Below are 18,969 nucleotides of genomic sequence, written 5' to 3'. Positions count from 1 at the left end.
CCCCATAGTGCCGGGCACGATGTCGCACCTCGCCAAGTGACTGATTCCAATAGAAAAAATACATGGCTTTGAAGTCCCGCCGGTGGCTTGACGGGCGCAAACCCTCTAACTATGTTGCCGGCGACTTTAGAAGCGGACGGACGGTGACGGTCTGACCGGGCAGGGGGGTTACGATGGCCGACAAGAACGGGCCAGACGGAACCGGAGAAACCGGCCGCGGCAGCAAGCACGAGGCCGACATCCGCGACGAAGATCTCGAACGCCGCCGGCGTGAGCTTGGAGCATCGCTTGCGACAAGACGGCCGGATCAGCTCGAGGGGAATGACGGCGCGAAGGCGACGGCCGGATATGGCCAGGCGCTCAAGCTGTCCAGCGAGTTCATCGCCGGGATAGTGGTGGGTGTGGGCCTTGGCTGGTTTCTGGATCGCGTGGCGGGAACCTCGCCATGGGGTCTGGTCGTCGGCTTGTTGCTGGGCTTTGGCGCCGGCGTGCTCAATGTCCTGCGTTCGTCAGGTGTTGTGGCGGAATTCGGAAAAAGCGAGAAGTCGCACGATCCGAAAGAATGAAATGGCGCGCCGCCAATGGCGCACAAGGACACTTAAGGCCGCTCGCGGTTTTGACGGGGATGTAAATGGCTGCTGACAAGGTCGATCCGATCCACCAGTTCCATATCGTCAAGCTGATTCCGATCAATATCGGCGGCTATGACCTGTCCTTCACCAATTCGGCTCTGTTCATGGTCGCGACCGTGGCCATTGCATCGGCGTTTCTTTACCTCTCGACCGCAAGCCGCAGCCTTGTTCCCGGCCGCCTGCAGTCGGTTTCGGAAATGGCCTACGAGTTCGTCGCGAACATGTTGCGCGATGCAGCCGGAACCCAAGGTATGAAGTTCTTTCCCTTGGTGTTCTCGCTGTTCATGTTCGTGCTTGTTGCCAATCTGCTTGGCCTTTTTCCTTATTTCTTCACCATCACCAGCCACATCATCGTCACCTTCGGCCTGGCCGCGCTGGTGATCGGAACCGTCATCGTCTATGGCTTCATGAAGCACGGTCTGGGCTTCCTCAAGCTTTTCGTGCCGAAGGGCGTGCCCATCCTGATGATGGTGCTTGTCGTTCCGATCGAGGTGATTTCCTTTGTCTCGCGTCCGGTCAGCCTATCGGTTCGTCTGTTCGCCAATATGCTCGCCGGCCACATTACCCTGAAGGTGTTTTCCGGGTTTGTGGTCAGCCTGAGTGCGCTCGGCGCGCTCGGCGTTGCGGGATCGATCCTTCCGCTGGCGATGGCTGTGGCGCTGACCGCGCTGGAGTTGCTCGTGGCGCTCTTGCAGGCATATGTGTTCGCCGTGCTCACCTGCATGTACCTGAATGATGCGCTGCATCCTTCGCACTAGATAGAATTTCCGGCATCTTTCGCCGGATGGAATTGCAACGGAATTACAGATCCAAAGGAGTTTAAAATGGACGCAGAAGCAGCAAAGTACATCGGCGCCGGTATCGCTTGCCTGGGCATGGGCGGCGCGGGCATTGGCCTCGGCAACATCTTCGGCAGCTACCTGGCGGGCGCCCTGCGCAATCCGTCGGCCGCCGATGGCCAGTTCGGCCGCCTGATTTTCGGCTTCGCCGTGACCGAAGCTCTGGGCATTTTCTCGCTTCTCATCGCGCTTCTCGCCCTGTTCGGCTGAGCCCCTGTTCGGCCAATTATCGGTCGGACGAGCATTGGGAAGAATTGGCTGGCCGCATTCCTGCGGCCATGCCTGATGTGAGGGGATAGTCCATGTTCGTGACATCTGCGTTTGCGCAAGAGTCCGCACCCGCCGCTGAAGGCGCCCACACCGGTACGGAAGGCGACACGCATTCCGGCACCGGCGTGCCTGCCGAGGCGCACGGCACGTTCCCGCCATTCGATCCGGCGACGTTTCCGTCCCAGCTTCTGTGGCTGGCGATCACGTTCGGGCTGTTCTATTTGTTCCTGAAGAAGGTGGTGATGCCGCGCCTTGGCGGCATCATCGACGTCCGCAGCGATCGCATCACGCAGGACCTCGACCAGGCCGCCAAGCTGAAGGGCGAGGCCGACGCCGCCGTTGCCGCTTACGAGCAGGAACTGGCGGAAGCCAAGGCCAAGGCCAACGCGATCGGCCAGCAGGCCAACGACGCTGCCAAGGCTGAAGCCGAGGCTGCCCGCAAGAAGGTCGAGGCCGCCCTCGACAAGAAGCTCGGCGAGGCCGAGGCCAGCATTGCTTCCATCAAGGCCAACGCCATGAAGGAAGTCGGCACGATTGCCGAGGACACCGCTTCAGCCATCGTCGATGCGCTTGTCGGCGGCAAGACGAGCAAGGCCGAGATCTCGGCTGCGGTCAAATCCGTGGCCCGGTGAGGAGCACATCATGGACGCCACATCTCTCGCAACGCTTTGGGCAACGGTTGCCCTCGTCATTTTCCTCGGCGTTGCCGTTTACATCAAGGTGCCAGGCCTGATCGCCAAGTCGCTCGACGCCCGTGCGACCAAGATCAGCGACGAGCTTGCGGAAGCCCGCCGGCTGCGCGAAGAGGCCCAGCAACTGCTCGGCCAATACCAGAAGAAGCGCAAGGAAGCCGAGCAGGAGGCCGCAGCCATCGTCGCTGCCGCCAAGCGCGAGGCCGACATGCTTGCCGCCGAGGCGCACAAGAAGACCGAAGACTATGTCACCCGTCGCACTGCGCTTGCCGAGCAGAAGATCGGCCAGGCAGAGCGCGAAGCCGTCGCCGAAGTGCGCGCCAGCGCCGTCGACATCGCCGTCGAGGCGGCCCGCACGCTGCTCGCCGGCAAGATCGACGCCAAGGCCGGCGCGGATCTTTTCAAGTCCGCGCTGCAGGACGTGAAGGCCAGGCTGAACTGAGCGGGGATAACTCGCTGACATCAAGCCGCCCGGGCAACCTGGCGGCTTTTTTGTTGAGCGGCGACGGAGATTGGCGAAGGCGGTGGTGCGCCTGATCTCCCCCCTCGAGGGGAGATGTCGCCAAAGGCGACAGAGGGGGTCCGTTCGACCAGGCGCGACGCTCTTTCTGCGACCAAGAAGGGCTAGCACTTCACGCGCGCGACCCCCTCTGGCCTGCCGGCCATCTCCCCCTCAAGGGGGGAGATTAGCTGTCCAACCCGACAAATCCTTCTTCTTCCACCACCTCAACCCCACCCAGCCTGAACGGCGCGAATGATGCCCGGTGCAGCCTTGCCACCAGCCCATGCGCTTCGATCGCGGTGCGGTGCCGCACGGTGGCGTAGCCCATATGGACCTCGAACCCGTAGCGCTCGTGATGGCTGCCGCAGCCGCACATCATGCGGTCGCGCATCACCTTGGCGACGATCGAGGCGGCGGCGATCGATTGCGAGCGCTGGTCGCCCTTGATCAGCGCGCGGCCTTCGCAGAGGAGGCCCGGCGGTACATCGCGGCCATCGGCCAGCGCCAGCTTCGCCTGGATCGGCAGGCCGGCAAGGGCGCGGCGCATGGCTTCCAGGCTGGCCTTGAGGATGTTGCTGCCGTCAATGCCTTCGGCGCTGACCGAGGCGATCGACACGCCGAGCGCTGACCCCAGGATTTTCAGGAACAGCGCCTCGCGTTGCAAATGGTTGAGCCGTTTGGAATCGTCTAGCCCGTCGGGAATGTTGGCGGGATCGAGGATCACCGCCGCCGCCACCACCGGCCCCGCCAGCGGACCGCGGCCGGCCTCGTCCATGCCTGCCACCGGCCACAGGCCTTCGGCCATCGCCTTCGTCTCGAAGGAGAAGTCGGGCTTTTCGACGATTTCGAAAAGAAGCGGAGAATCGGAACGTGCGCGAGCCATGTTGCGGCGAGGTTCGCATCGGCTCCGATTCTCCGCAAGTCCCTCCAGGGTCGAGTGGGGCAAGACCGGGAGGGCACCGTCTGCAGGCCGGGGGACAGGCCGGACGGGATTCTTGGGTCGCCTGACAGCCACGAGGGCAGGGCAGGCGCTACTCTCAGAGCAGCATCAGCTGCTCGGTCGCCTTGGCGGCGGCGACAAACTGGTCGGTTCGGAGCGTGCGCCGCTCGGCGTTGAGGCCGAGCCGCTTGGCCGTGATCTCGAAGCGCCGGCCGATCTGCCAGGCATAGGGGCCGGTGCCTTTCATCCGCTTGCCCCATTCCGAATCATAGTCCTTGCCGTCGCGCATCGAACGGATCAGCGACATCACGTGCCGGTAGCGGTCGGGATAGTGGCGCAGCAGCCAGTCCTTGAAGATCGGCGCCACCTCGAGCGGCAGGCGCAGGATCACATAGCCGGCCTCGCGGGCGCCTGCGGCGCGTGCCGAATCGAGGATGCGCTCCATCTCCTGGTCGGTCAGGCCGGGAATGATCGGCGCCACCATGACAGAGGCCGGGATGCCGGCATCGGAAAGCTGCCGGATCGCCTCGAGCCGCTTGGTCGGCGTCGACGCGCGTGGCTCCATGGTGCGCGCCAGCATGCGGTCCATCGTTGTCACCGACAGGGCCACCTTGGCCAAGCCCCGTTCGGCCATGCGCGACAAAATGTCGATGTCGCGCGTCACCAGATGGGATTTGGTGACGATGCCGACCGGATGGCCGCGCGCCTCCAGCACTTCGAGGATCTCGCGCATGATCCGGTATTGTTTCTCGATCGGCTGGTAGGGATCGGTGTTGGTGCCGATCGCGATGGTGCGCGGCTGATAGCCATCCTTCGACAGTTCCTTGTCGAGCAGCCGCGCCGCATCCGGCTTGGCAAACAGCCTCGCTTCGAAATCCAGCCCCGGCGACAGGCCCATGAAGGAATGCGTCGGCCGGGCGAAACAATAGACGCAGCCATGCTCGCAGCCGCGATAGGGGTTGATCGAGCGGTCGAAGGAAATGTCGGGCGATTCGTTGCGGGTGATGATGGTGCGCGGCTTCTCGACCTGCACTTCGGTCTTGAACGGCGGCAATTCCTCCAGCGAATTCCAGCCGTCGTCGAACACATGCCGGCTGACCGGCTCGAACCGGCCGGACGGGTTGATGCCCGCGGAACGGCCGCGGTTGCGATCCGGACGGACGCGCACGCCGCTCTGTTCGATCATCGCATTGGCCATCTCGGCTCGCCCTGCTCCGAAAGCAGCAATGTCCGCACGCACGATATGTTCCATTTTGGCCCTTTCCCAAGGACTGTCGGCTGGCTGTCGAATCGCTCTGTTCATGAAAATAATCCTATTTCGCTGATGAGAACAAAGCAAGAACTTTTTCGTTGGGCCATGCAAAACTGGCGCTGCGCCGGGCTTTCCGCTATTCGGCTAAAATGCTCAGCGTTCTCATCGAAACCCGGGATGACGAAGAAGGCCTTGCCCGCACGCTCGCCTCGTTGATCGGCGGCGCGGTCGAGGGCGTGGTGCGCGATGTCATCGTCTGCGACACCGGCTCGACCGACCAGACGCATCGGGTTGCAGATCATGCCGGCTGCCACTTCGTCGCCGGCGGCATTGCCGCGGGAATCAGGCAGGCGAAGGGTGACTGGCTGCTGTTTCTGGAACCCGGCGCAAGGCTGGCGGAGGGCTGGATCGACGACGTTGTCGCTCACACGGCGCGGCAAACCATGCCGGCGCGCTTTTGCCGTGCGCGCGGCAGCCGCACGCCGTTCCTGTCACGGGTGTTTTCGGGCAACCGGGCGCTGGCCGAAGGGCTGGTCATCAGCAAGCGCCAGGCCGCTGCCCTGTCGAAGAACGCGCACAGCGCCGAAGCCCTTGCGCGCGGTCTCGCCACCAGGCGGCTCGACGCCGAAATCTGGCTGGCGCCGAAGAAGTGATGTTTCTCCCTTTTCCCGTTCCCAGGGAGAAGGGTGCCCGAAGGGCGGATGAGGGGCAGCGTCGGCGTCTCATCCGCATTGGCACGGTCGCAGCACCATCCCTCTTTTTCGCCGCAAAAAGCTATTGTGCATTGCACAAAAGCTGACGCGGGATTAGCATTCCGTTGATGCGGGATATCGGGGTTTGGGTAGTGCCGGAGCGGTAAGCAAGCGCCGCGTCGTCGTTGCTGCCGTTCATATCTGAGGACCCCGATGAACCTTTCGTCCCCTGACAAATCCGGCGCCCCCAGCCTGGAAGCCATTGCCCGCAACGGCAGCCTGCTCCGCCGCATTGCGGTGCGTATTCCGACCTATCTCTCCGACCTGCGCGAAAATCCCGCATGGCTGCCGATGTTCGTGCTTGCCCGCACCATGCCGGCGCGCAAGCTGCACTGGCTTGGCGCCAAAGCCGCGCGCCCCGCGCAGAGTGCCGAAGCTACGATGTTCAGGGGCGTCGACCTCAAGTCGATCCTCGCGGCGCTGCGCACCGATGGCCTGTTCTCCGGACTGGTCCTGCCGCAGGCAATCCACCAAGAGATCGCCAGCTTCGCTCAGAGCACGCCGTGCTTCGGCAATTTCGACCGCCGGCTCGAATTCATGCCCGGAGAACACGCAGAAGCCGAGAAGCGGTTCGGCCGCTCTTTGCTCAGCGGACACTATTTCGAGCGCATCCTCGGCTGCAAGGCGGCACTCGCCATCCAGAACGACCCGCTGCTGCTCGACATCGCCGAGCACTATCTGGGCGGACAGGCGAAGCTGATCACCACGCGTGTCTGGTGGAGCTTTCCGACAGGCGAGGCTTCCGACGCCGACAAGAACCTTGCCTCGCTAGGCAAATATCATTTCGATCTCGACGACTGGCGGATGCTGAAATTCTTCTTCTATCTCAAGCCCTGCGATGCCGGCACCGGCCCGCACGTCTATGTCAAAGGCAGCCACAACAGGCGCAGCCTCAAGCACCAGTTGACGCTGCTGGTCGGCCATCCGGCGCAAGACGTGCTCAAGGTCTATGGCGACGACAGCCCGGTCACGCTGACCGGCGAGGCCGGCCTCGGCTTCGTCGAGGACCCGTTCGGCTTCCACATGGGCACCGTGCCGTCCACCACGCCACGGCTGATGATGGAGGTCGGCTTCGGCGTCTCGCCGCCCTCGCGCCGCCGCTTCCACGGCGAGCCGGTCATCCGCTGACGCCGGAGCGGATCTCGACCGGCATCCAGCGCGCTTGCCGCCGGGCAATGCGACCCTCTTTGTTCTCGGCATCATACTCCATTGGGACCGGCTCGCGGTTGAACCGCGGCCGGTCATCCAGCGCATTGACGATGACGATCGCTCTCGGTTCGCCGTCGGTGGTCACAGCAGCGACATAGACGCCGCAGTCCCGGCAGATGAGATAATCGGCGGTGCGCAATCCGAACCGGTATCGGTGCAGCCGCGCCTCGTCCTCGACCGAGACGATCAATCGGCCCTGCGGATCGGCGGCGGCGCGTGAGCCATGCCGGACGCAGAAGGCGCACTGGCAGGCGCGGATCTCCATCTCGGCCGGCTCCATTCCCGTTTCGAACGTCAGGTGGATGTTGCCGCAATGGCAGCCGCCGCGGTGCGCGCTCATTGGATCTCTTCCGTCTTGACTTGGCGACAGACTATCCGCCCGACGACCCGGAGGAAATGACCTCTCGAAGGCGCAGCCGCCATTCTGCCTGACAAAGGCAGCACTTGGCCGGCACTTTGCCTTGGTTTACGAGGCGGCCTTGCCGCGCCCCAAATGCTCGTCCAGGCGCGGCATGATCTCGACGAAGTTGCAGGGCATGTGGCGGTAGTCGAGCTGCGGTTTCAGGATGCCGTCCCAGGCGTCCCTGCAGGCGCCGGGCGAGCCCGGCAGCACGAAGACGAAGGTGGCGTTGACGACGCCGCCCGTCGCCCGACTCTGCACTGTCGAGGTGCCGATCTTGTCGTAGGAAATGCGGTGGAACACTTCGGAAAAGCCATCCATGCGCTTCTCGAAGATCGGCTCCAGCGCCTCCGGCGTCACGTCGCGGCCGGTAAAACCGGTGCCGCCGGTGGTGATGACGACATCGATGTCTTCGTCGCGCGACCAGCCCAGCACCTTGTCGCGGATTTTCTCCCGGTCGTCGGTGACGATGTCGCGCGCGGCCAGGACATGGCCGGCCTCGGCGATGCGATCAGCCAGCGTCTGGCCGGATTTGTCGTCGGCAAGGCTGCGCGTATCGGACACCGTCAGCACCGCGATGCGCACCGGAATGAACGGCCGGCTCTCGTCAATTTTGGCCATCGGCCCCCTCCGAAGCGATGCTTCGTGTCGCGGCGACAAACCACTCCGGTTCGCGGCTGCGGATCTCGGCGGCGGCGCGCTTGGCGACATTGCCGGTCTCGAACAGCCCGAAGCATGTCGCGCCGGATCCCGACATGCGCGAGAATCCAGATCCGGCCCTGTTCAGCAGGGAAAGCGCTCGGCCGATGGGCGGCTGGATCGCCTGCGCCGCCGGTTCGAGATCGTTGCGGGTGATCTCCAGCCAGTTGCGGACACTGTGGAAGTCAAATGCACGCGGCAGCGGCGGCAATCCCTCATTGTCGCGTTTCTCAAGTGCGTTGAACACATCAGGCGTCGAGACGGCGACGCCGGGATTGACCAGCACCAAAGCGAGCGCCGGAAAATCCGGCACCAGCGACAGCTCGTCGCCGACGCCACGCGCAACCAGCGGTTTTGCCGCAAGACACATCGGCACGTCGGCGCCGAGCGTGAGACCGATCCGGCTCAGTTCGGCCTCACCGATGTCGAGACCCCATGTCCTGATAAGACCGTGCAGAACGGCGGCCGCGTCGCTTGAGCCGCCGCCGACGCCGGAGGCGACCGGCAGGTTCTTCTCAAGTCGGATCGCAACCGGCGGCGTGCGCTGCTGGCCGGCCTGCCTGCGCAGCGCCTCGCGCGCCTTCACCACCAGATTGCTGTCGTCGATCGGTACGGAGGTCGCGTAACGGCCCGATACGGAGAACCGGTCGGCGTCGGCAGGCTCGATCTCGACCCTGTCGCCGAAGCGGGTGAAAACGACCAGGCTCTCAAGCAGATGATAACCGTCGGCGCGCCTGCCGGTGACGTGCAGGGCCAGATTTATCTTGGCGGGCGCAAGCCACGTCCGGGCTGCGGCATCCAAACTGTCGGCTGCTGACGGGATGATGCTCAGTCCTTGGCCAGGCGGTATTCGCCGGTCTTGGGATCCTGGACCAGCGTGCCGTTGGTGCCGTTGGCTGCCTGCTTTTCGGTGCGCCGCACCTTGGCGGTCACACGTTCGGCCTCGCGGACGAAGGTGCGGTAGCCGAAATAAGCGGCTGCGCCGACAACTGCGAAGAAAATGATCTGTGGCATTTCAAAGCTCCTCCCTCGCAAGGCGGCAAGGCAGACTGTCAAGCCCTCATGCTAGACTCTTTCCCTGCTTTTTCAAAGCCCGAAGCGAGCCCACAATGCGCGCTCTTCCGCCGCATCGATCACGCCGCTTGCGGCGGCGGCGGCAATATCGGGCGCTGAAAAGTTCGAGCCGAACAGGCCGATGCGGCCAAACAGGCCACGCGGCGCGGTGACCAGCCTGAGCTGGGTTTTCGCGCCGAAGCGGGTTTTCAGTACCGTGCGCATGTCGCTCAACGCATCGACGAGGCCAAGCTCCAGCCCTTTCTTGCCGGTCCAGAACAGGCCGGTGAACAGGTCCGGATCGTCCTTCAGCTTGGTGCCACGGCGTTCCCTGACCAGGTCGATGAAGGTCTCGTGCACTTCCAGCTGCAGCGCCTTCAGGCGCTCGACGTCTTCCCTCTTCTCCGGCTTGAACGGGTCGAGCACCGCCTTGTTCTGGCCGGCGGTGTGGACACGGCGCTCGACACCGATCTTCTTCATCAACTCGGGAAAGCCGAACGAGGCCGAGACGACACCAATCGAACCGACGATGGAGGACGGATCGGCAAAGATCTCGTCGCCGGCGACCGCGATCATGTAGCCGCCCGAGGCCGCCACATCCTCGACGAAGACCAGCACCTTCTTGTTCTTCTCGACCGCGAGGTCGCGGATGCGCTTGAAGATCAGCCGCGACTGCACCGGCGAGCCGCCAGGCGAATTGATCGAAATGGCGACGGCGGGCGCATCGAACAGGAACGCCTTTTCGATGAGGGCGGCGGTGGACGCCAAGGAGAGGCTCGGCCGGAACGGGCCGCCGCCGGCCATGATGGTGCCATGCAGCCTGATGACGGGAATGGTGACGACGCTGGATCGCCAGGATTTCGGCAGCAGGCGGTTGAAAAGGCGGTTCACGAGGTGGCTGTCTCCAAATGGCTTCAACGCATGTAGGGATTTGCCGGTCAACGGCAATGCTGCAATCCATCTCAGCCAACTGTGTGCCGGTTTTGCGGCAACGACACTGACGGGCCCAAATCAATCGCCAAACAGCGACGCCAGTCCGTTGTTGATCATCTCGGTTCGTTCCGACGGGCCGTCGCCCGTTTGCCCATGCAGCATCAAAGGCGGGCGGATCGACAGCTTGCCGCGCGCGCCGAGCGCTGCCCTGACGACAATGCGGATTGCGGCTGCTTCCGGGCGCGGATGCACGGCCAGCATCTCGGCGTCGCCGAAGCGGCCCGACAGCGCATGGAGGAGGTCGCCAAGCTGTTCCGGCCGCGCAATGACGGCCAGGCCCCCGCGCGGCTTGGCGACGGCAGCCGCACTCCGGAACCAGCTTTCGAACAGCCCGTCGTCCATGACATGCGCCTGCCGCCGCAGCGGATCGGGCGTGGCGCGGTCTTGCGCCGCGTTGAAGGGCGGGTTCATGATGACGAAATCGAAGGAATTGTCGGCAAGGCCGGCTTGCGTCCGCGCCCGGCCCGACAGCGTGACGTCGGCGGTCAGCACCGAGGCGCGATTGCCGAGATGCGCATTGCCGGGATGGGCGAGCGTGGTTGTGGCGAAGCCTGCCATCTCGGTCGACCGTTCGACGAGCACGACCTGCGCCTCTGGGCAGCGCGACAGCACGGCAAGACCCGCCGCACCGGCGCCGGCGCCGAAATCGGCGAGGCGTCCAGCAAAGCCGGATGGAACTGCTGCCGCCAGCATCATGGCATCCATCCCGGCGCGATGCCCTGTCCTGGGCTGGACCAGCCAGAAGCGGCCGCGATGGAAGGCATCGACCGTATGGGCCGGCGTATCGCTGGTAAGCGCGCTCGCTTCAGCCATTATGTCTGGCGGATTTCGTTCTCGATGCCGGCGTCTTTCAAGATGCGCCGCGCCTGATCGGCCTGGACGGCATCGACCATCACGCGCTTCTGCAAAAGACCGATCGACCCTTCGAGAATGCTCATGTTCTGGTCGGCGACGAAGCAGGCGATCCCGGCATCGCGCATCAGCGATTCGACGAAGGAGATGATCACGGCATCGTTGGTGCGCACGAGTTCTATCATCGGACGAAGTTCGCAGGTTGCAGCGTTGATGTAAACGCCGGAGCATGGCGCCGAAAAGTGTGGAGCGGTTTCCGGGCAACGGCATGCGGTCGCTAAGGTTGACACGCCGTCACCGCAGCCGCGCCAATTCGCCTCTTGCCGTGCCCGTATGTGCCGCCTTAGAGTCCCAGGTGGGACCAGGGTGCCGTCGCACGCGTGATCAAAGACGGGAGTGTTTGTTGGTGGGTGTCGTTCTCAACATCGAAAACGGGAAGCGGGAACCCGCGTCCATCAAGGATCTCATCGACCTGACAGCAGCCGATATGGGGCGCGTCAACAAACTGATCCTGTCCAAGGCCGGCTCCGACGTCGAGATGATCCCGGAGGTCGCCAATCATCTGATCTCGTCGGGCGGCAAAAGGCTGCGTCCCATGCTGACGCTCGCGGCGGCCCAGATGTTCGGCTATTCTGGCGAGGGCCACGTCAAGCTCGCCACCGCGGTCGAGTTCATGCACACCGCCACGCTGCTCCATGACGACGTCGTCGACGAGAGCGGCATGCGGCGCGGCAAAAAGACTGCCCGCATGATCTGGGGCAACCAGGCGAGCGTGCTGGTCGGCGATTTCCTGCTCGGCCAGGCTTTTCGCATGATGGTCGATGTCGGTTCGCTGGAAGCGCTCGACATCCTGTCCAGCGCCGCCTCGATCATCGCCGAGGGCGAGGTGATGCAGCTGGCGGCAGCCAAGAACCTGGATACCACCGAGGACGAGCATTTCGCCGTCATCAAGGCCAAGACCGCGGCGCTGTTCTCGGCTGCCGCCGAGGTCGGCCCGGTCATCGCATCGGCGACGCGCAACGATCGCGCCGCCTTGCGCTCCTACGGCATGAATCTCGGCCTTGCCTTCCAGCTCATCGACGATGCGCTGGATTATGGCGGCTCCAGCCAGGAGCTGGGCAAGAATGTCGGCGACGATTTCCGCGAAGGCAAGGTTACACTGCCGGTCATCCTCGCCTACCGGCGCGGCACCAAGGCCGAGCGCACCTTCTGGAAGCGCGCCATCGAGGACAATGTCACCGACGATGCCGGCCTGGAAAAGGCGATCGGCCTGATGACCCGCCATGGCGCCATTGCCGACACCATCGGACGGGCCCGCCATTTCGGCGAGATCGCCCGCGATGCGCTGGCACCGCTGGAGGCGACGCCGCAGAAATCGGCGCTCATCGACGTCATCGACTTCTGCATCAGCCGGGTGAACTGACCCGCGCCTGGCGCCAAAGGAAGTTTGCACGCAAAATCGGGCAATCACCGCTCGACAATCGGCAGCAGTGCAAATTATCTATAAAAGATGGCAAAGACCGCAGACGACACCATCGCCGTGCGCATCAGCAAGGTGCTGGCGGATCGCATCATATCGGGCGCGATCGAACCCGGCGCCCGGCTGCGGCAGGATCACATCGCCGAGGAATTCCAGACCAGCCATGTCCCGGTGCGCGAAGCCTTCCGGCGCCTGGAGGCGCAAGGGCTGGCGGTCAGTGAGCCCAGGCGGGGCGTGCGCGTCGCCGCTTTCGATCTCGGCGAGGTAAGGGAAGTCGCCGAAATGCGGGCAGCCCTCGAAGTGCTGGCGCTGCGCCATGCCGCGCCGCATCTGACGGCTTCCATTCTCAACCTTGCCGAAGAAGCCACAAAGGCCGGCGACAAATCCCGCGATGTCCGCTCTTGGGAGGAGGCCAACCGCACCTTCCACCGGCTGATCCTGGCGCCCTGCGGCATGCCGCGGCTCATCGCCACCATCGACGATTTGCACGCCGCAAGCGCCCGCTTCCTGTTCGCCGCCTGGCGCTCGGAATGGGAAATCCGCACCGACCAGGATCATCGCGCGATCCTGAGCGCGCTGCGGCAAGGCAACACCGAATCGGCCGCGGCCACGCTTGGCCGGCACGTTCAGTGGATCGGCCAGAAACCGGTCAAGACCGCGTCGGGCAAGATGCGCGAAGCGTTTGCCATCGTCGGGTAGGGACGAAGGGACAAGTCGTCGGATTCCGCGCGTAGCGATCCTTCACACCCCCCTCTGTCCTGCCGGACATCTCCCCCGCAAGGGGGGAGATCAACAGCTTTGCCGTTGCGTTAGTCCTGCAACGTCGGCCATTGGCGAAAGCAAAGGCGACATCCGATCTCCCCACTTGCGGGGGAGATGGCCGGCAGGCCAGAGGGGGGTGCTGTCCCGCCAGCCTTTCCAAATGTCCTTTATTCGACACGCAAGCCCAAGCCTTTTTAGGGGCGAGGGTTGCCATTCCCGCGCAAATATGGATTCGATAATAGATCGAACAACAAAATTATCTATAATTCAAACCAGCCAGGGAAGCCGCCATGACCGACATCGCCTTTTCGCCCTCCAAGCCCTCCTTCAGCCCGTTGCGCCTGCAAACCCGCTCGTATGCCTGGCAAGCCGCGGCCATCGTCATCGGCACGCTGTCCATTGCGCTCGCCTCCTACATGGAAGTGCCGATGCTGCCGGTTCCAATGAACATGCAGACCTTTGCGGTGACGCTGGTGGGCGCGCTCTACGGCTGGCGGCTCGGCGCGATCACCATCGCCGCATGGCTCGTCGAGGGCGCTGTGGGTTTGCCGGTGCTGTCGGGCGGAGCTGCCGGCATCCAGCATTTTGCCGGGCCGACCGCCGGTTATCTCTTCGCCTTCCCGCTCGTCGGCGCGCTTGTCGGCTGGCTGGCCGAGCGCGGCTGGAACGGCAACCGCGTGCTGCTCGCCTTCGCCGGCATGGTCCTCGGCAACCTCGCCTGCCTGGTTCTCGGAACGGCCTGGCTCGCCGTCATGATCGGCCTCGAACAGGCCATCGCCTTCGGTTTCCTGCCGTTCCTCGTCGGCGGCCTGCTGAAATCGGCGCTCGGCGCCGCGACGCTCAAGCTGTTTTCCGGTAAGGCGGACCCGGCAGGAGCATGATCCCGAAAAATGAGTCCGGTTTTCGGAAGAGATCATGCTCAAACAAAAAGATGGAGCCCCATCCCGATACCATCGGGATGGAACAGGCTCCGCTGGCGCGTCCTGACCGATGACCGTCCGGCTGCGCTCCCACCATCTGCTTTGCCTGCTGACCTATATCGGCGAAGGGTACAGCGCAGCCTTCATCGCCAATTATGACGTGATCGCGAAACGTCTGGGCCGGGGCGAGGATATTCTGATCGTCTCCGGCCCCGACGACATCTGTCGGCCGCTGCTCGGCGAGGCCGAGCCCCACTGCTTGCGCGAAAGCGCCGCAGGCCGCGACGAGCTGGCAGCACGCGATGTCGGCAAGCTGCTGGCCCGGCCGATCCGGGCCGGCGTCCGCTTCAGCCTCGACGCGGCAACGCTTGCCGCCTTGCGCGCGGCCTTTTCAGCCGGCGTGACGCGTGAGGCCTGCCAGGGTTGCGAGTGGGCCAGCCTGTGCAGCACCGTCGCGGCAGGCGGATATCGCGATGTCAGGCTGTAGCTCCCAACCCCGATCTGCTATTGTCGGAACCGACAGTGTCTGCGTCGCCATGGTTTGTTAATCGGGTGACCCGATTGTGAATTCGGCCCGGATTGCAGCCTGACCCCAAAAAGGCCATGCTTTGTCAGGAAACATCGAGTCTATGGCTTCTCCGCGCCGACGCGGGATGGCGCTTGGCTGAAAGGGATACGATGCGGCAAGGACGTGCGCGCTGGCTCGCGGGGCTGGCAATTGTGGCAGGGATGGCGATTTCTCCGCTGCCTGCCTACGCCAAGGAATCGACCGACCCGGTCAAGATCACCTCCTTCTCGGGCGCCTATCTCGCCGCCCGCATCGCCGAAGGCGACAACGACCTCGACAATGCCATCGCTTATTACAAGCAGGCGCTCGCCTTCAATCCCGGCGACACCTCGCTGCAGCAAAGCCTGATGCTGTCGCTGATCGCGCAAGGCCGCTTCGAGGAATCGCTGGTCTATGCCGACAAGCTCAAGGCAGTTCCCGACGTCGAGCGCTTCTCGCGTCTGGCTCTGGCGGTCGATTCCTTCCACAAGAAGGATTTCACCAAGGCGCAGTACTGGCTCAAGCTGTCGCTCGAATCCGATCTCGACCGGCTGATTTCCGGCGTCATGTCCGGCTGGGCACAAGAGGGCGCCGGCGACCCCACCGGGGCGATGGCCTCGATCGACAAACTGCAGGGGCCTGACTGGTTCGGCCTGTTCAAGTCCTTCCACCGCGCGCTGATCGCCGATGCCGCAGGCCTGTCGGACAAGGCCGACGCGCTTTATGACGCGACCCTGACCGACGTCACGGCCGGCGGTGCCGCGCCCGAGACATGGATGCGCAACGCCCAGGCCTACGCGTCTTTCCTGGCGCGCAAGGGCAACAAGAACAAGGCGCTCTACGTGCTCGACAAGGCCGAGGCGTTCGCGCCCGGCAAGCTCGACATCCAGGCGCTTCGCGACAGGATCAGCAAGGGCGACAAGATCGAGCCCTTCGTCGCCAGTCCCTCCGAAGGCGCCGCTGAAATCCTGCTCGACCTCGCCATCGCGCTCAATCGCGGCGGCGGCGAGCCGTTCGTGCGCCTCTATCTGCAATATGCGCTCGCGCTCAAGCCCGACAGCGACGCCGCTTTGGTGCAGCTTGCCGCCGTTGCGGAGCAGTTGAAGGACGGCGAAGGCGCCATTGCCCTCTATAGCCGCATTCCAGCCTCTTCGCCTCTGAAAGAGCTTTCCGACCTGCAGCTCGGCCTCAACCTTGCCGATCTCAACCGTCACGACGAGGCGATCGCCCATCTGAAGGCATTCGTCGAAGCTCACCCCGATGACATGCGCGCCTATCTGGCGCTCGGCGGGGTCTATGCCTCGAAGGAGGATTTCCGCTCCGCCGCCACTCTCTATGACAAGGCGGTCGCGGTGCTGAAGACGCCGACCAATGCCAACTGGAACATCTACTATCAGCGCGGCATCGCCTATGAGCGGCTGAAGGAATGGCCCAAGGCCGAACCGAACTTCCTCAAGGCGCTGGAACTGTTCCCCGACCAGCCGCAGGTGCTGAACTATCTCGGCTATTCCTGGGTCGACATGAACATGAACCTCAAGGAAGGCCTGGCGATGATCCAAAAGGCCGTCGACCTCAGGCCGAGCGACGGCTACATCGTCGATTCGCTGGGCTGGGCCTATTTCCGCATGGGCCGGTTCGACGACGCCGTGCGCGAAATGGAGCGCGCCGTGTCGCTCAAGCCGGAAGATCCGGTGCTCAACGACCATCTCGGCGATGCCTATTGGCGCGTCGGCCGCAAGCTCGAAGCCACTTTCCAGTGGAATCAGGCGCGGGACCTGAAGCCGGATCCCGATGTGCTTGCCATTTTGCAGCAGAAGCTGATGAAGGGCCTGCCGCCGATCGAATCCAACACGGCGCAGGAAACCCCGAAGGTCAAGCCGGCCACCCCGCCAGCGCCGAAGGGGTGATCGGGCCATACTTCTGATGAAACGGGGCTCGCTGAGCCCCGTTTTTTCGGCTTGGCGTCTTAGAGCAATTCCAGGAAAGTGTGCGCGGTTTTCCGTTCGGAATTGCGACAGAAACAAAGAGATAGAGACGCCCTATCGCGATCGTCATTCTATGGCGGAGCAAGGAGCGAAGCGACGCGACCCAGACCCAGCGTTGGCGCTCATTCTAGAACAGCTTTCGGTAGACGACGAACCCCGAGAGATCGCCGATCTTGTCGTAGAGCTTCATCGCCGTGTGGTTGGTTTCGTGTGTCAGCCAGTAGACGCGGCTGGAGCCTGCGGTTTGCGCCCTGGTATAGACGTCTTCGATCAGTGCCCGGCCGACGCCCTTGCCGCGCGACGCCTCATTGGTGAAGAGATCCTGCAGATAGCAGTTCGGCGAAATCGCCGTCGTGGTGCGGTGGTAGAGATAGTGGACAAGGCCGAGAAGCTTGCCTTCGCTCTCGGCGACCAGCGCATGCATCGGCTCATAGGCATCGAAGAAGCGCGACCATGTCATTGCAGTGATGTCACCGGGCAAGGCGGTCTCGCCCGAGCGGCCGTAAAACGCATTGTAGCCGTCCCACAGCGGCAGCCATTGCTCGTAATCCTCTCGGGTGACGGGGCGTACGGTGAACTGGCCTTGCATGGCTGAACCTTTGTCGTTGAAGCTGGGCGAGCAAACGGCCACCGGCACCGTCCGGCAATGGGCCAGTCCGAAGCAAAGCGTTCAACCTCTCATCAAGGCGGCGATAGGCGCTGCCTTGACGCCTACCGGCCCGGCAACTAGGGAATGGCATCATTTCAGCGCTTTCCGAGGCCGCCGTGACGTCAGACAGTCCAGCCCATATGCATCCCAGCCGCTCGTTCCAGGGGCTGATCCTGACCCTGCACAATTACTGGGCCGCCTATGGCTGCGTCATCCTGCAGCCTTACGACATGGAAGTCGGCGCCGGCACCTTCCATCCGGCCACCACGCTGCGCGCGCTCGGGCCCAAGGGCTGGAACGCCGCCTACGTCCAGCCCTCGCGCCGGCCCAAGGACGGCCGCTACGGCGAAAACCCCAACCGGCTGCAGCATTATTACCAGTACCAGGTGATCCTGAAGCCCAACCCGCCGAACCTGCAGGAACTCTATCTCGGCTCGCTCAAGGCGATCGGCGTCGATCCGTTGCTGCACGACATTCGCTTCGTCGAGGACGACTGGGCAAGCCCGACGCTTGGCGCCTGGGGGCTCGGCTGGGAGTGCTGGTGCGACGGCATGGAAGTGTCGCAGTTCACTTATTTCCAGCAGGTCTGCGGCATCGAATGCGCGCCGGTGGCGGGAGAACTGACCTACGGCCTGGAGCGGCTGGCCATGTATGTGCAGGGCGTCGACAATGTCTACGACCTCAACTTCAATGGCCGAGAAGGCGCCGAAAAAGTCACCTATGGCGAGGTCTTCCTGCAGGCCGAGCAGGAATATTCCAGGCACAATTTCGAATATGCCAACACCGCCATGCTGCTCAGGCATTTCGAGGACGCCGAAGCCGAATGCAAGGCGCTGCTCGCGGCCGGCGCCCCGGCCTTGAACGACAATCTGCCGATGCACCGCATGGTCTTCCCGGCCTATGACCAGTGCATCAAGGCCAGCCACGTCTTCAACCTGCTCGATGCGCGCGGCGTGATTTCGGTGACCGAGCGGCAGAGCTACATCCTGCGGGTGCGCAATCTGGCGAAAGCCTGCGGCGAGGCATTTTTGCAGACCCAGGCCGGCGGGCTCGCCGCCTGAGGCTCACTTCATCATTTCGAGGGAAATGTTGATTGGGGCCAACATCGGGCCAGTCGACCCCGCCATGGTCCGCATAGCCTGCCGTACGCCCGGCATTGAGAAGGCGCCATGCACTTGCGCGGCGAAACAGGCGCTGAGCGCGATGATCTGGAGGAGTCTCGATGCCGTTTTCATGGTCGTTCAGCCAATAAGTTCCCTGCCTGAGCGTTGGTCGCTTCAGCGCTGCGTTTGGTTCATGGAAATCTTTGATCCAAGGACGGGCGGGCTGGTTGCGGCCCGACAGGGGCGGTCAAAATTTCTGGAAACAGCGGTCAGCCGAGTTGCTATGCCCTCTTACCTCCCCCTAGATGGGGGAGGTCGCCGCGCAGCGGCGGGGGGGGGGGGGTGGGGGCGCCCCCCCCCCCCGGGGCGGGGGGGGGCCCCGCCCCCGCAGCGGGGGGGGGCGGGGGGGGGTGGCCGGGGGGGGTTGAGGCAGGCGCG

Annotated in this window: 23 protein-coding genes; 13 read left to right on the top strand and 10 right to left on the bottom strand. The window is 63.8% G+C overall.

Annotated features, from left to right (window positions below; genetic code table 11):
- The first annotated feature begins 173 nt into the window (after positions 1-173).
- The 5 genes from NKI06_RS16470 to NKI06_RS16450 all read left to right on the top strand — a co-directional run bounded on the left by NKI06_RS16470 (position 174) and on the right by NKI06_RS16450 (position 2,875).
- Positions 174-566 (top strand): AtpZ/AtpI family protein, encoded by a 393-nt coding sequence (locus tag NKI06_RS16470; RefSeq protein ID WP_023668486.1) that lies wholly within the window; start codon positions 174-176, stop codon positions 564-566.
- Positions 567-631: 65 nt separating this feature from the next.
- Positions 632-1,390, top strand: coding sequence for a F0F1 ATP synthase subunit A (locus tag NKI06_RS16465; protein ID WP_023696586.1), 759 nt, complete (start codon positions 632-634; stop codon positions 1,388-1,390).
- Between the two features lie 66 nt (positions 1,391-1,456).
- Positions 1,457-1,681, top strand: a complete 225-nt coding sequence (locus NKI06_RS16460) for a F0F1 ATP synthase subunit C (protein ID WP_006206606.1) — start codon at positions 1,457-1,459, stop codon at positions 1,679-1,681.
- Positions 1,682-1,773: 92 nt separating this feature from the next.
- On the top strand, positions 1,774-2,373 hold the full coding sequence (locus tag NKI06_RS16455) for a F0F1 ATP synthase subunit B (RefSeq protein ID WP_023684380.1): 600 nt from the start codon (positions 1,774-1,776) through the stop codon (positions 2,371-2,373).
- Between the two features lie 10 nt (positions 2,374-2,383).
- A complete protein-coding gene (locus NKI06_RS16450; RefSeq protein WP_023668483.1) occupies positions 2,384-2,875 on the top strand; it encodes a F0F1 ATP synthase subunit B in 492 nt (163 codons plus the stop codon).
- Between the two features lie 244 nt (positions 2,876-3,119).
- On the opposite strand, the gene rnhB is transcribed toward NKI06_RS16450, so the two are convergent.
- Positions 3,120-3,818, bottom strand: coding sequence for a ribonuclease HII (gene rnhB / locus NKI06_RS16445; protein ID WP_352986198.1), 699 nt, complete (start codon positions 3,816-3,818; stop codon positions 3,120-3,122).
- A gap of 154 nt (positions 3,819-3,972) precedes the next feature.
- Positions 3,973-5,127, bottom strand: coding sequence for a PA0069 family radical SAM protein (locus NKI06_RS16440; protein WP_352986196.1), 1,155 nt, complete (start codon positions 5,125-5,127; stop codon positions 3,973-3,975).
- 149 nt (positions 5,128-5,276) lie between these two features.
- Between NKI06_RS16440 and NKI06_RS16435 the strand changes: the two genes are divergently transcribed.
- Both NKI06_RS16435 and NKI06_RS16430 read left to right on the top strand, forming a co-directional pair.
- Positions 5,277-5,780, top strand: coding sequence for a glycosyltransferase (locus NKI06_RS16435; protein ID WP_023687105.1), 504 nt, complete (start codon positions 5,277-5,279; stop codon positions 5,778-5,780).
- A gap of 252 nt (positions 5,781-6,032) precedes the next feature.
- Positions 6,033-7,007, top strand: coding sequence for a hypothetical protein (locus NKI06_RS16430; protein WP_023729312.1), 975 nt, complete (start codon positions 6,033-6,035; stop codon positions 7,005-7,007).
- Here NKI06_RS16430 and NKI06_RS16425 read toward each other — a convergent pair.
- From NKI06_RS16425 to NKI06_RS16395, 7 genes are all read right to left on the bottom strand, one after another.
- A complete protein-coding gene (locus tag NKI06_RS16425; protein WP_352986194.1) occupies positions 6,997-7,428 on the bottom strand; it encodes a GFA family protein in 432 nt (143 codons plus the stop codon). The genes NKI06_RS16430 and NKI06_RS16425 overlap by 11 nt on opposite strands.
- A 126-nt stretch (positions 7,429-7,554) precedes the next feature.
- Positions 7,555-8,109 carry a molybdenum cofactor biosynthesis protein B gene (moaB, locus tag NKI06_RS16420; protein WP_352986192.1) on the bottom strand — a complete coding sequence of 185 codons (555 nt, stop codon included), beginning with the start codon at positions 8,107-8,109 and terminating at the stop codon, positions 7,555-7,557.
- On the bottom strand, positions 8,096-8,989 hold the full coding sequence (locus NKI06_RS16415; RefSeq protein WP_352986190.1) for a 4-(cytidine 5'-diphospho)-2-C-methyl-D-erythritol kinase: 894 nt from the start codon (positions 8,987-8,989) through the stop codon (positions 8,096-8,098). Before NKI06_RS16415 ends, moaB begins: the two co-directional genes overlap by 14 nt.
- A gap of 26 nt (positions 8,990-9,015) precedes the next feature.
- Positions 9,016-9,201 (bottom strand): membrane protein, encoded by a 186-nt coding sequence (locus tag NKI06_RS16410; protein ID WP_023668475.1) that lies wholly within the window; start codon positions 9,199-9,201, stop codon positions 9,016-9,018.
- 72 nt (positions 9,202-9,273) lie between these two features.
- Positions 9,274-10,131: a S49 family peptidase gene (locus NKI06_RS16405; protein ID WP_023702057.1), complete on the bottom strand. Its 858-nt coding sequence runs from the start codon at positions 10,129-10,131 to the stop codon at positions 9,274-9,276.
- 120 nt (positions 10,132-10,251) lie between these two features.
- Positions 10,252-11,046, bottom strand: a complete 795-nt coding sequence (locus NKI06_RS16400) for a tRNA1(Val) (adenine(37)-N6)-methyltransferase (protein ID WP_352986188.1) — start codon at positions 11,044-11,046, stop codon at positions 10,252-10,254.
- Positions 11,046-11,270 (bottom strand): putative signal transducing protein, encoded by a 225-nt coding sequence (locus NKI06_RS16395; protein ID WP_023668472.1) that lies wholly within the window; start codon positions 11,268-11,270, stop codon positions 11,046-11,048. The genes NKI06_RS16400 and NKI06_RS16395 overlap by 1 nt, the downstream gene beginning before the upstream one ends.
- Positions 11,271-11,491: 221 nt before the next feature.
- Between NKI06_RS16395 and NKI06_RS16390 the strand changes: the two genes are divergently transcribed.
- From NKI06_RS16390 to NKI06_RS16370, 5 genes are all read left to right on the top strand, one after another.
- Positions 11,492-12,508 (top strand): polyprenyl synthetase family protein, encoded by a 1,017-nt coding sequence (locus NKI06_RS16390; protein WP_023668471.1) that lies wholly within the window; start codon positions 11,492-11,494, stop codon positions 12,506-12,508.
- An 87-nt stretch (positions 12,509-12,595) separates the two neighbouring features.
- Positions 12,596-13,264, top strand: a complete 669-nt coding sequence (locus NKI06_RS16385; RefSeq protein WP_023687112.1) for a GntR family transcriptional regulator — start codon at positions 12,596-12,598, stop codon at positions 13,262-13,264.
- A 353-nt stretch (positions 13,265-13,617) separates the two neighbouring features.
- The gene (locus tag NKI06_RS16380; protein ID WP_023752600.1) at positions 13,618-14,208 is read left to right on the top strand and encodes a biotin transporter BioY; all 591 of its coding nucleotides are present in this window, start codon (positions 13,618-13,620) and stop codon (positions 14,206-14,208) included.
- A 109-nt stretch (positions 14,209-14,317) separates the two neighbouring features.
- Positions 14,318-14,734: a DUF1284 domain-containing protein gene (locus tag NKI06_RS16375; RefSeq protein ID WP_023752601.1), complete on the top strand. Its 417-nt coding sequence runs from the start codon at positions 14,318-14,320 to the stop codon at positions 14,732-14,734.
- Positions 14,735-14,925: 191 nt separating this feature from the next.
- Complete coding sequence (locus NKI06_RS16370) at positions 14,926-16,701, top strand: tetratricopeptide repeat protein (RefSeq protein ID WP_023709651.1); 1,776 nt, start codon at positions 14,926-14,928, stop codon at positions 16,699-16,701.
- A 205-nt stretch (positions 16,702-16,906) separates the two neighbouring features.
- Here the strand turns inward: NKI06_RS16370 and NKI06_RS16365 are convergent, their stop codons facing one another.
- Positions 16,907-17,368, bottom strand: a complete 462-nt coding sequence (locus NKI06_RS16365; protein ID WP_023687114.1) for a GNAT family N-acetyltransferase — start codon at positions 17,366-17,368, stop codon at positions 16,907-16,909.
- A gap of 176 nt (positions 17,369-17,544) precedes the next feature.
- Here NKI06_RS16365 and NKI06_RS16360 point away from each other — a divergent pair, with 176 nt between their 5' ends.
- The gene (locus NKI06_RS16360) at positions 17,545-18,489 is read left to right on the top strand and encodes a glycine--tRNA ligase subunit alpha (RefSeq protein WP_023752602.1); all 945 of its coding nucleotides are present in this window, start codon (positions 17,545-17,547) and stop codon (positions 18,487-18,489) included.
- Positions 18,490-18,969: the final 480 nt, after the last annotated feature.

The sequence above is a fragment of the Mesorhizobium sp. M0772 genome, assembly GCF_040320135.1.
GTDB lineage: Bacteria > Pseudomonadota > Alphaproteobacteria > Rhizobiales > Rhizobiaceae > Mesorhizobium.
This window is presented reverse-complemented; position numbering and strand designations above follow the sequence as displayed.

Excerpts from the sequence above, each read along its gene's own strand:
- NKI06_RS16430 (WP_023729312.1), top strand. The coding sequence starts at position 6,033 with ATGAACCTTTCGTCCCCTGACAAATCCGGCGCCCCCAGCCTGGAAGCC.
- NKI06_RS16385 (WP_023687112.1), top strand. The coding sequence starts at position 12,596 with ATGGCAAAGACCGCAGACGACACCATCGCCGTGCGCATCAGCAAGGTG.
- NKI06_RS16365 (WP_023687114.1), bottom strand. The coding sequence starts at position 17,368 with ATGCAAGGCCAGTTCACCGTACGCCCCGTCACCCGAGAGGATTACGAG.
- NKI06_RS16455 (WP_023684380.1), top strand. The coding sequence starts at position 1,774 with ATGTTCGTGACATCTGCGTTTGCGCAAGAGTCCGCACCCGCCGCTGAA.
- NKI06_RS16440 (WP_352986196.1), bottom strand. The coding sequence starts at position 5,127 with ATGGAACATATCGTGCGTGCGGACATTGCTGCTTTCGGAGCAGGGCGA.
- NKI06_RS16370 (WP_023709651.1), top strand. The coding sequence starts at position 14,926 with ATGCGGCAAGGACGTGCGCGCTGGCTCGCGGGGCTGGCAATTGTGGCA.
- NKI06_RS16465 (WP_023696586.1), top strand. The coding sequence starts at position 632 with ATGGCTGCTGACAAGGTCGATCCGATCCACCAGTTCCATATCGTCAAG.
- NKI06_RS16450 (WP_023668483.1), top strand. The coding sequence starts at position 2,384 with ATGGACGCCACATCTCTCGCAACGCTTTGGGCAACGGTTGCCCTCGTC.
- NKI06_RS16470 (WP_023668486.1), top strand. The coding sequence starts at position 174 with ATGGCCGACAAGAACGGGCCAGACGGAACCGGAGAAACCGGCCGCGGC.
- NKI06_RS16400 (WP_352986188.1), bottom strand. The coding sequence starts at position 11,046 with ATGGCTGAAGCGAGCGCGCTTACCAGCGATACGCCGGCCCATACGGTC.
- NKI06_RS16395 (WP_023668472.1), bottom strand. The coding sequence starts at position 11,270 with ATGATAGAACTCGTGCGCACCAACGATGCCGTGATCATCTCCTTCGTC.
- rnhB (WP_352986198.1), bottom strand. The coding sequence starts at position 3,818 with ATGGCTCGCGCACGTTCCGATTCTCCGCTTCTTTTCGAAATCGTCGAA.
- moaB (WP_352986192.1), bottom strand. The coding sequence starts at position 8,109 with ATGGCCAAAATTGACGAGAGCCGGCCGTTCATTCCGGTGCGCATCGCG.
- NKI06_RS16460 (WP_006206606.1), top strand. The coding sequence starts at position 1,457 with ATGGACGCAGAAGCAGCAAAGTACATCGGCGCCGGTATCGCTTGCCTG.
- NKI06_RS16375 (WP_023752601.1), top strand. The coding sequence starts at position 14,318 with ATGACCGTCCGGCTGCGCTCCCACCATCTGCTTTGCCTGCTGACCTAT.
- NKI06_RS16425 (WP_352986194.1), bottom strand. The coding sequence starts at position 7,428 with ATGAGCGCGCACCGCGGCGGCTGCCATTGCGGCAACATCCACCTGACG.
- NKI06_RS16435 (WP_023687105.1), top strand. The coding sequence starts at position 5,277 with ATGCTCAGCGTTCTCATCGAAACCCGGGATGACGAAGAAGGCCTTGCC.
- NKI06_RS16380 (WP_023752600.1), top strand. The coding sequence starts at position 13,618 with ATGACCGACATCGCCTTTTCGCCCTCCAAGCCCTCCTTCAGCCCGTTG.
- NKI06_RS16410 (WP_023668475.1), bottom strand. The coding sequence starts at position 9,201 with ATGCCACAGATCATTTTCTTCGCAGTTGTCGGCGCAGCCGCTTATTTC.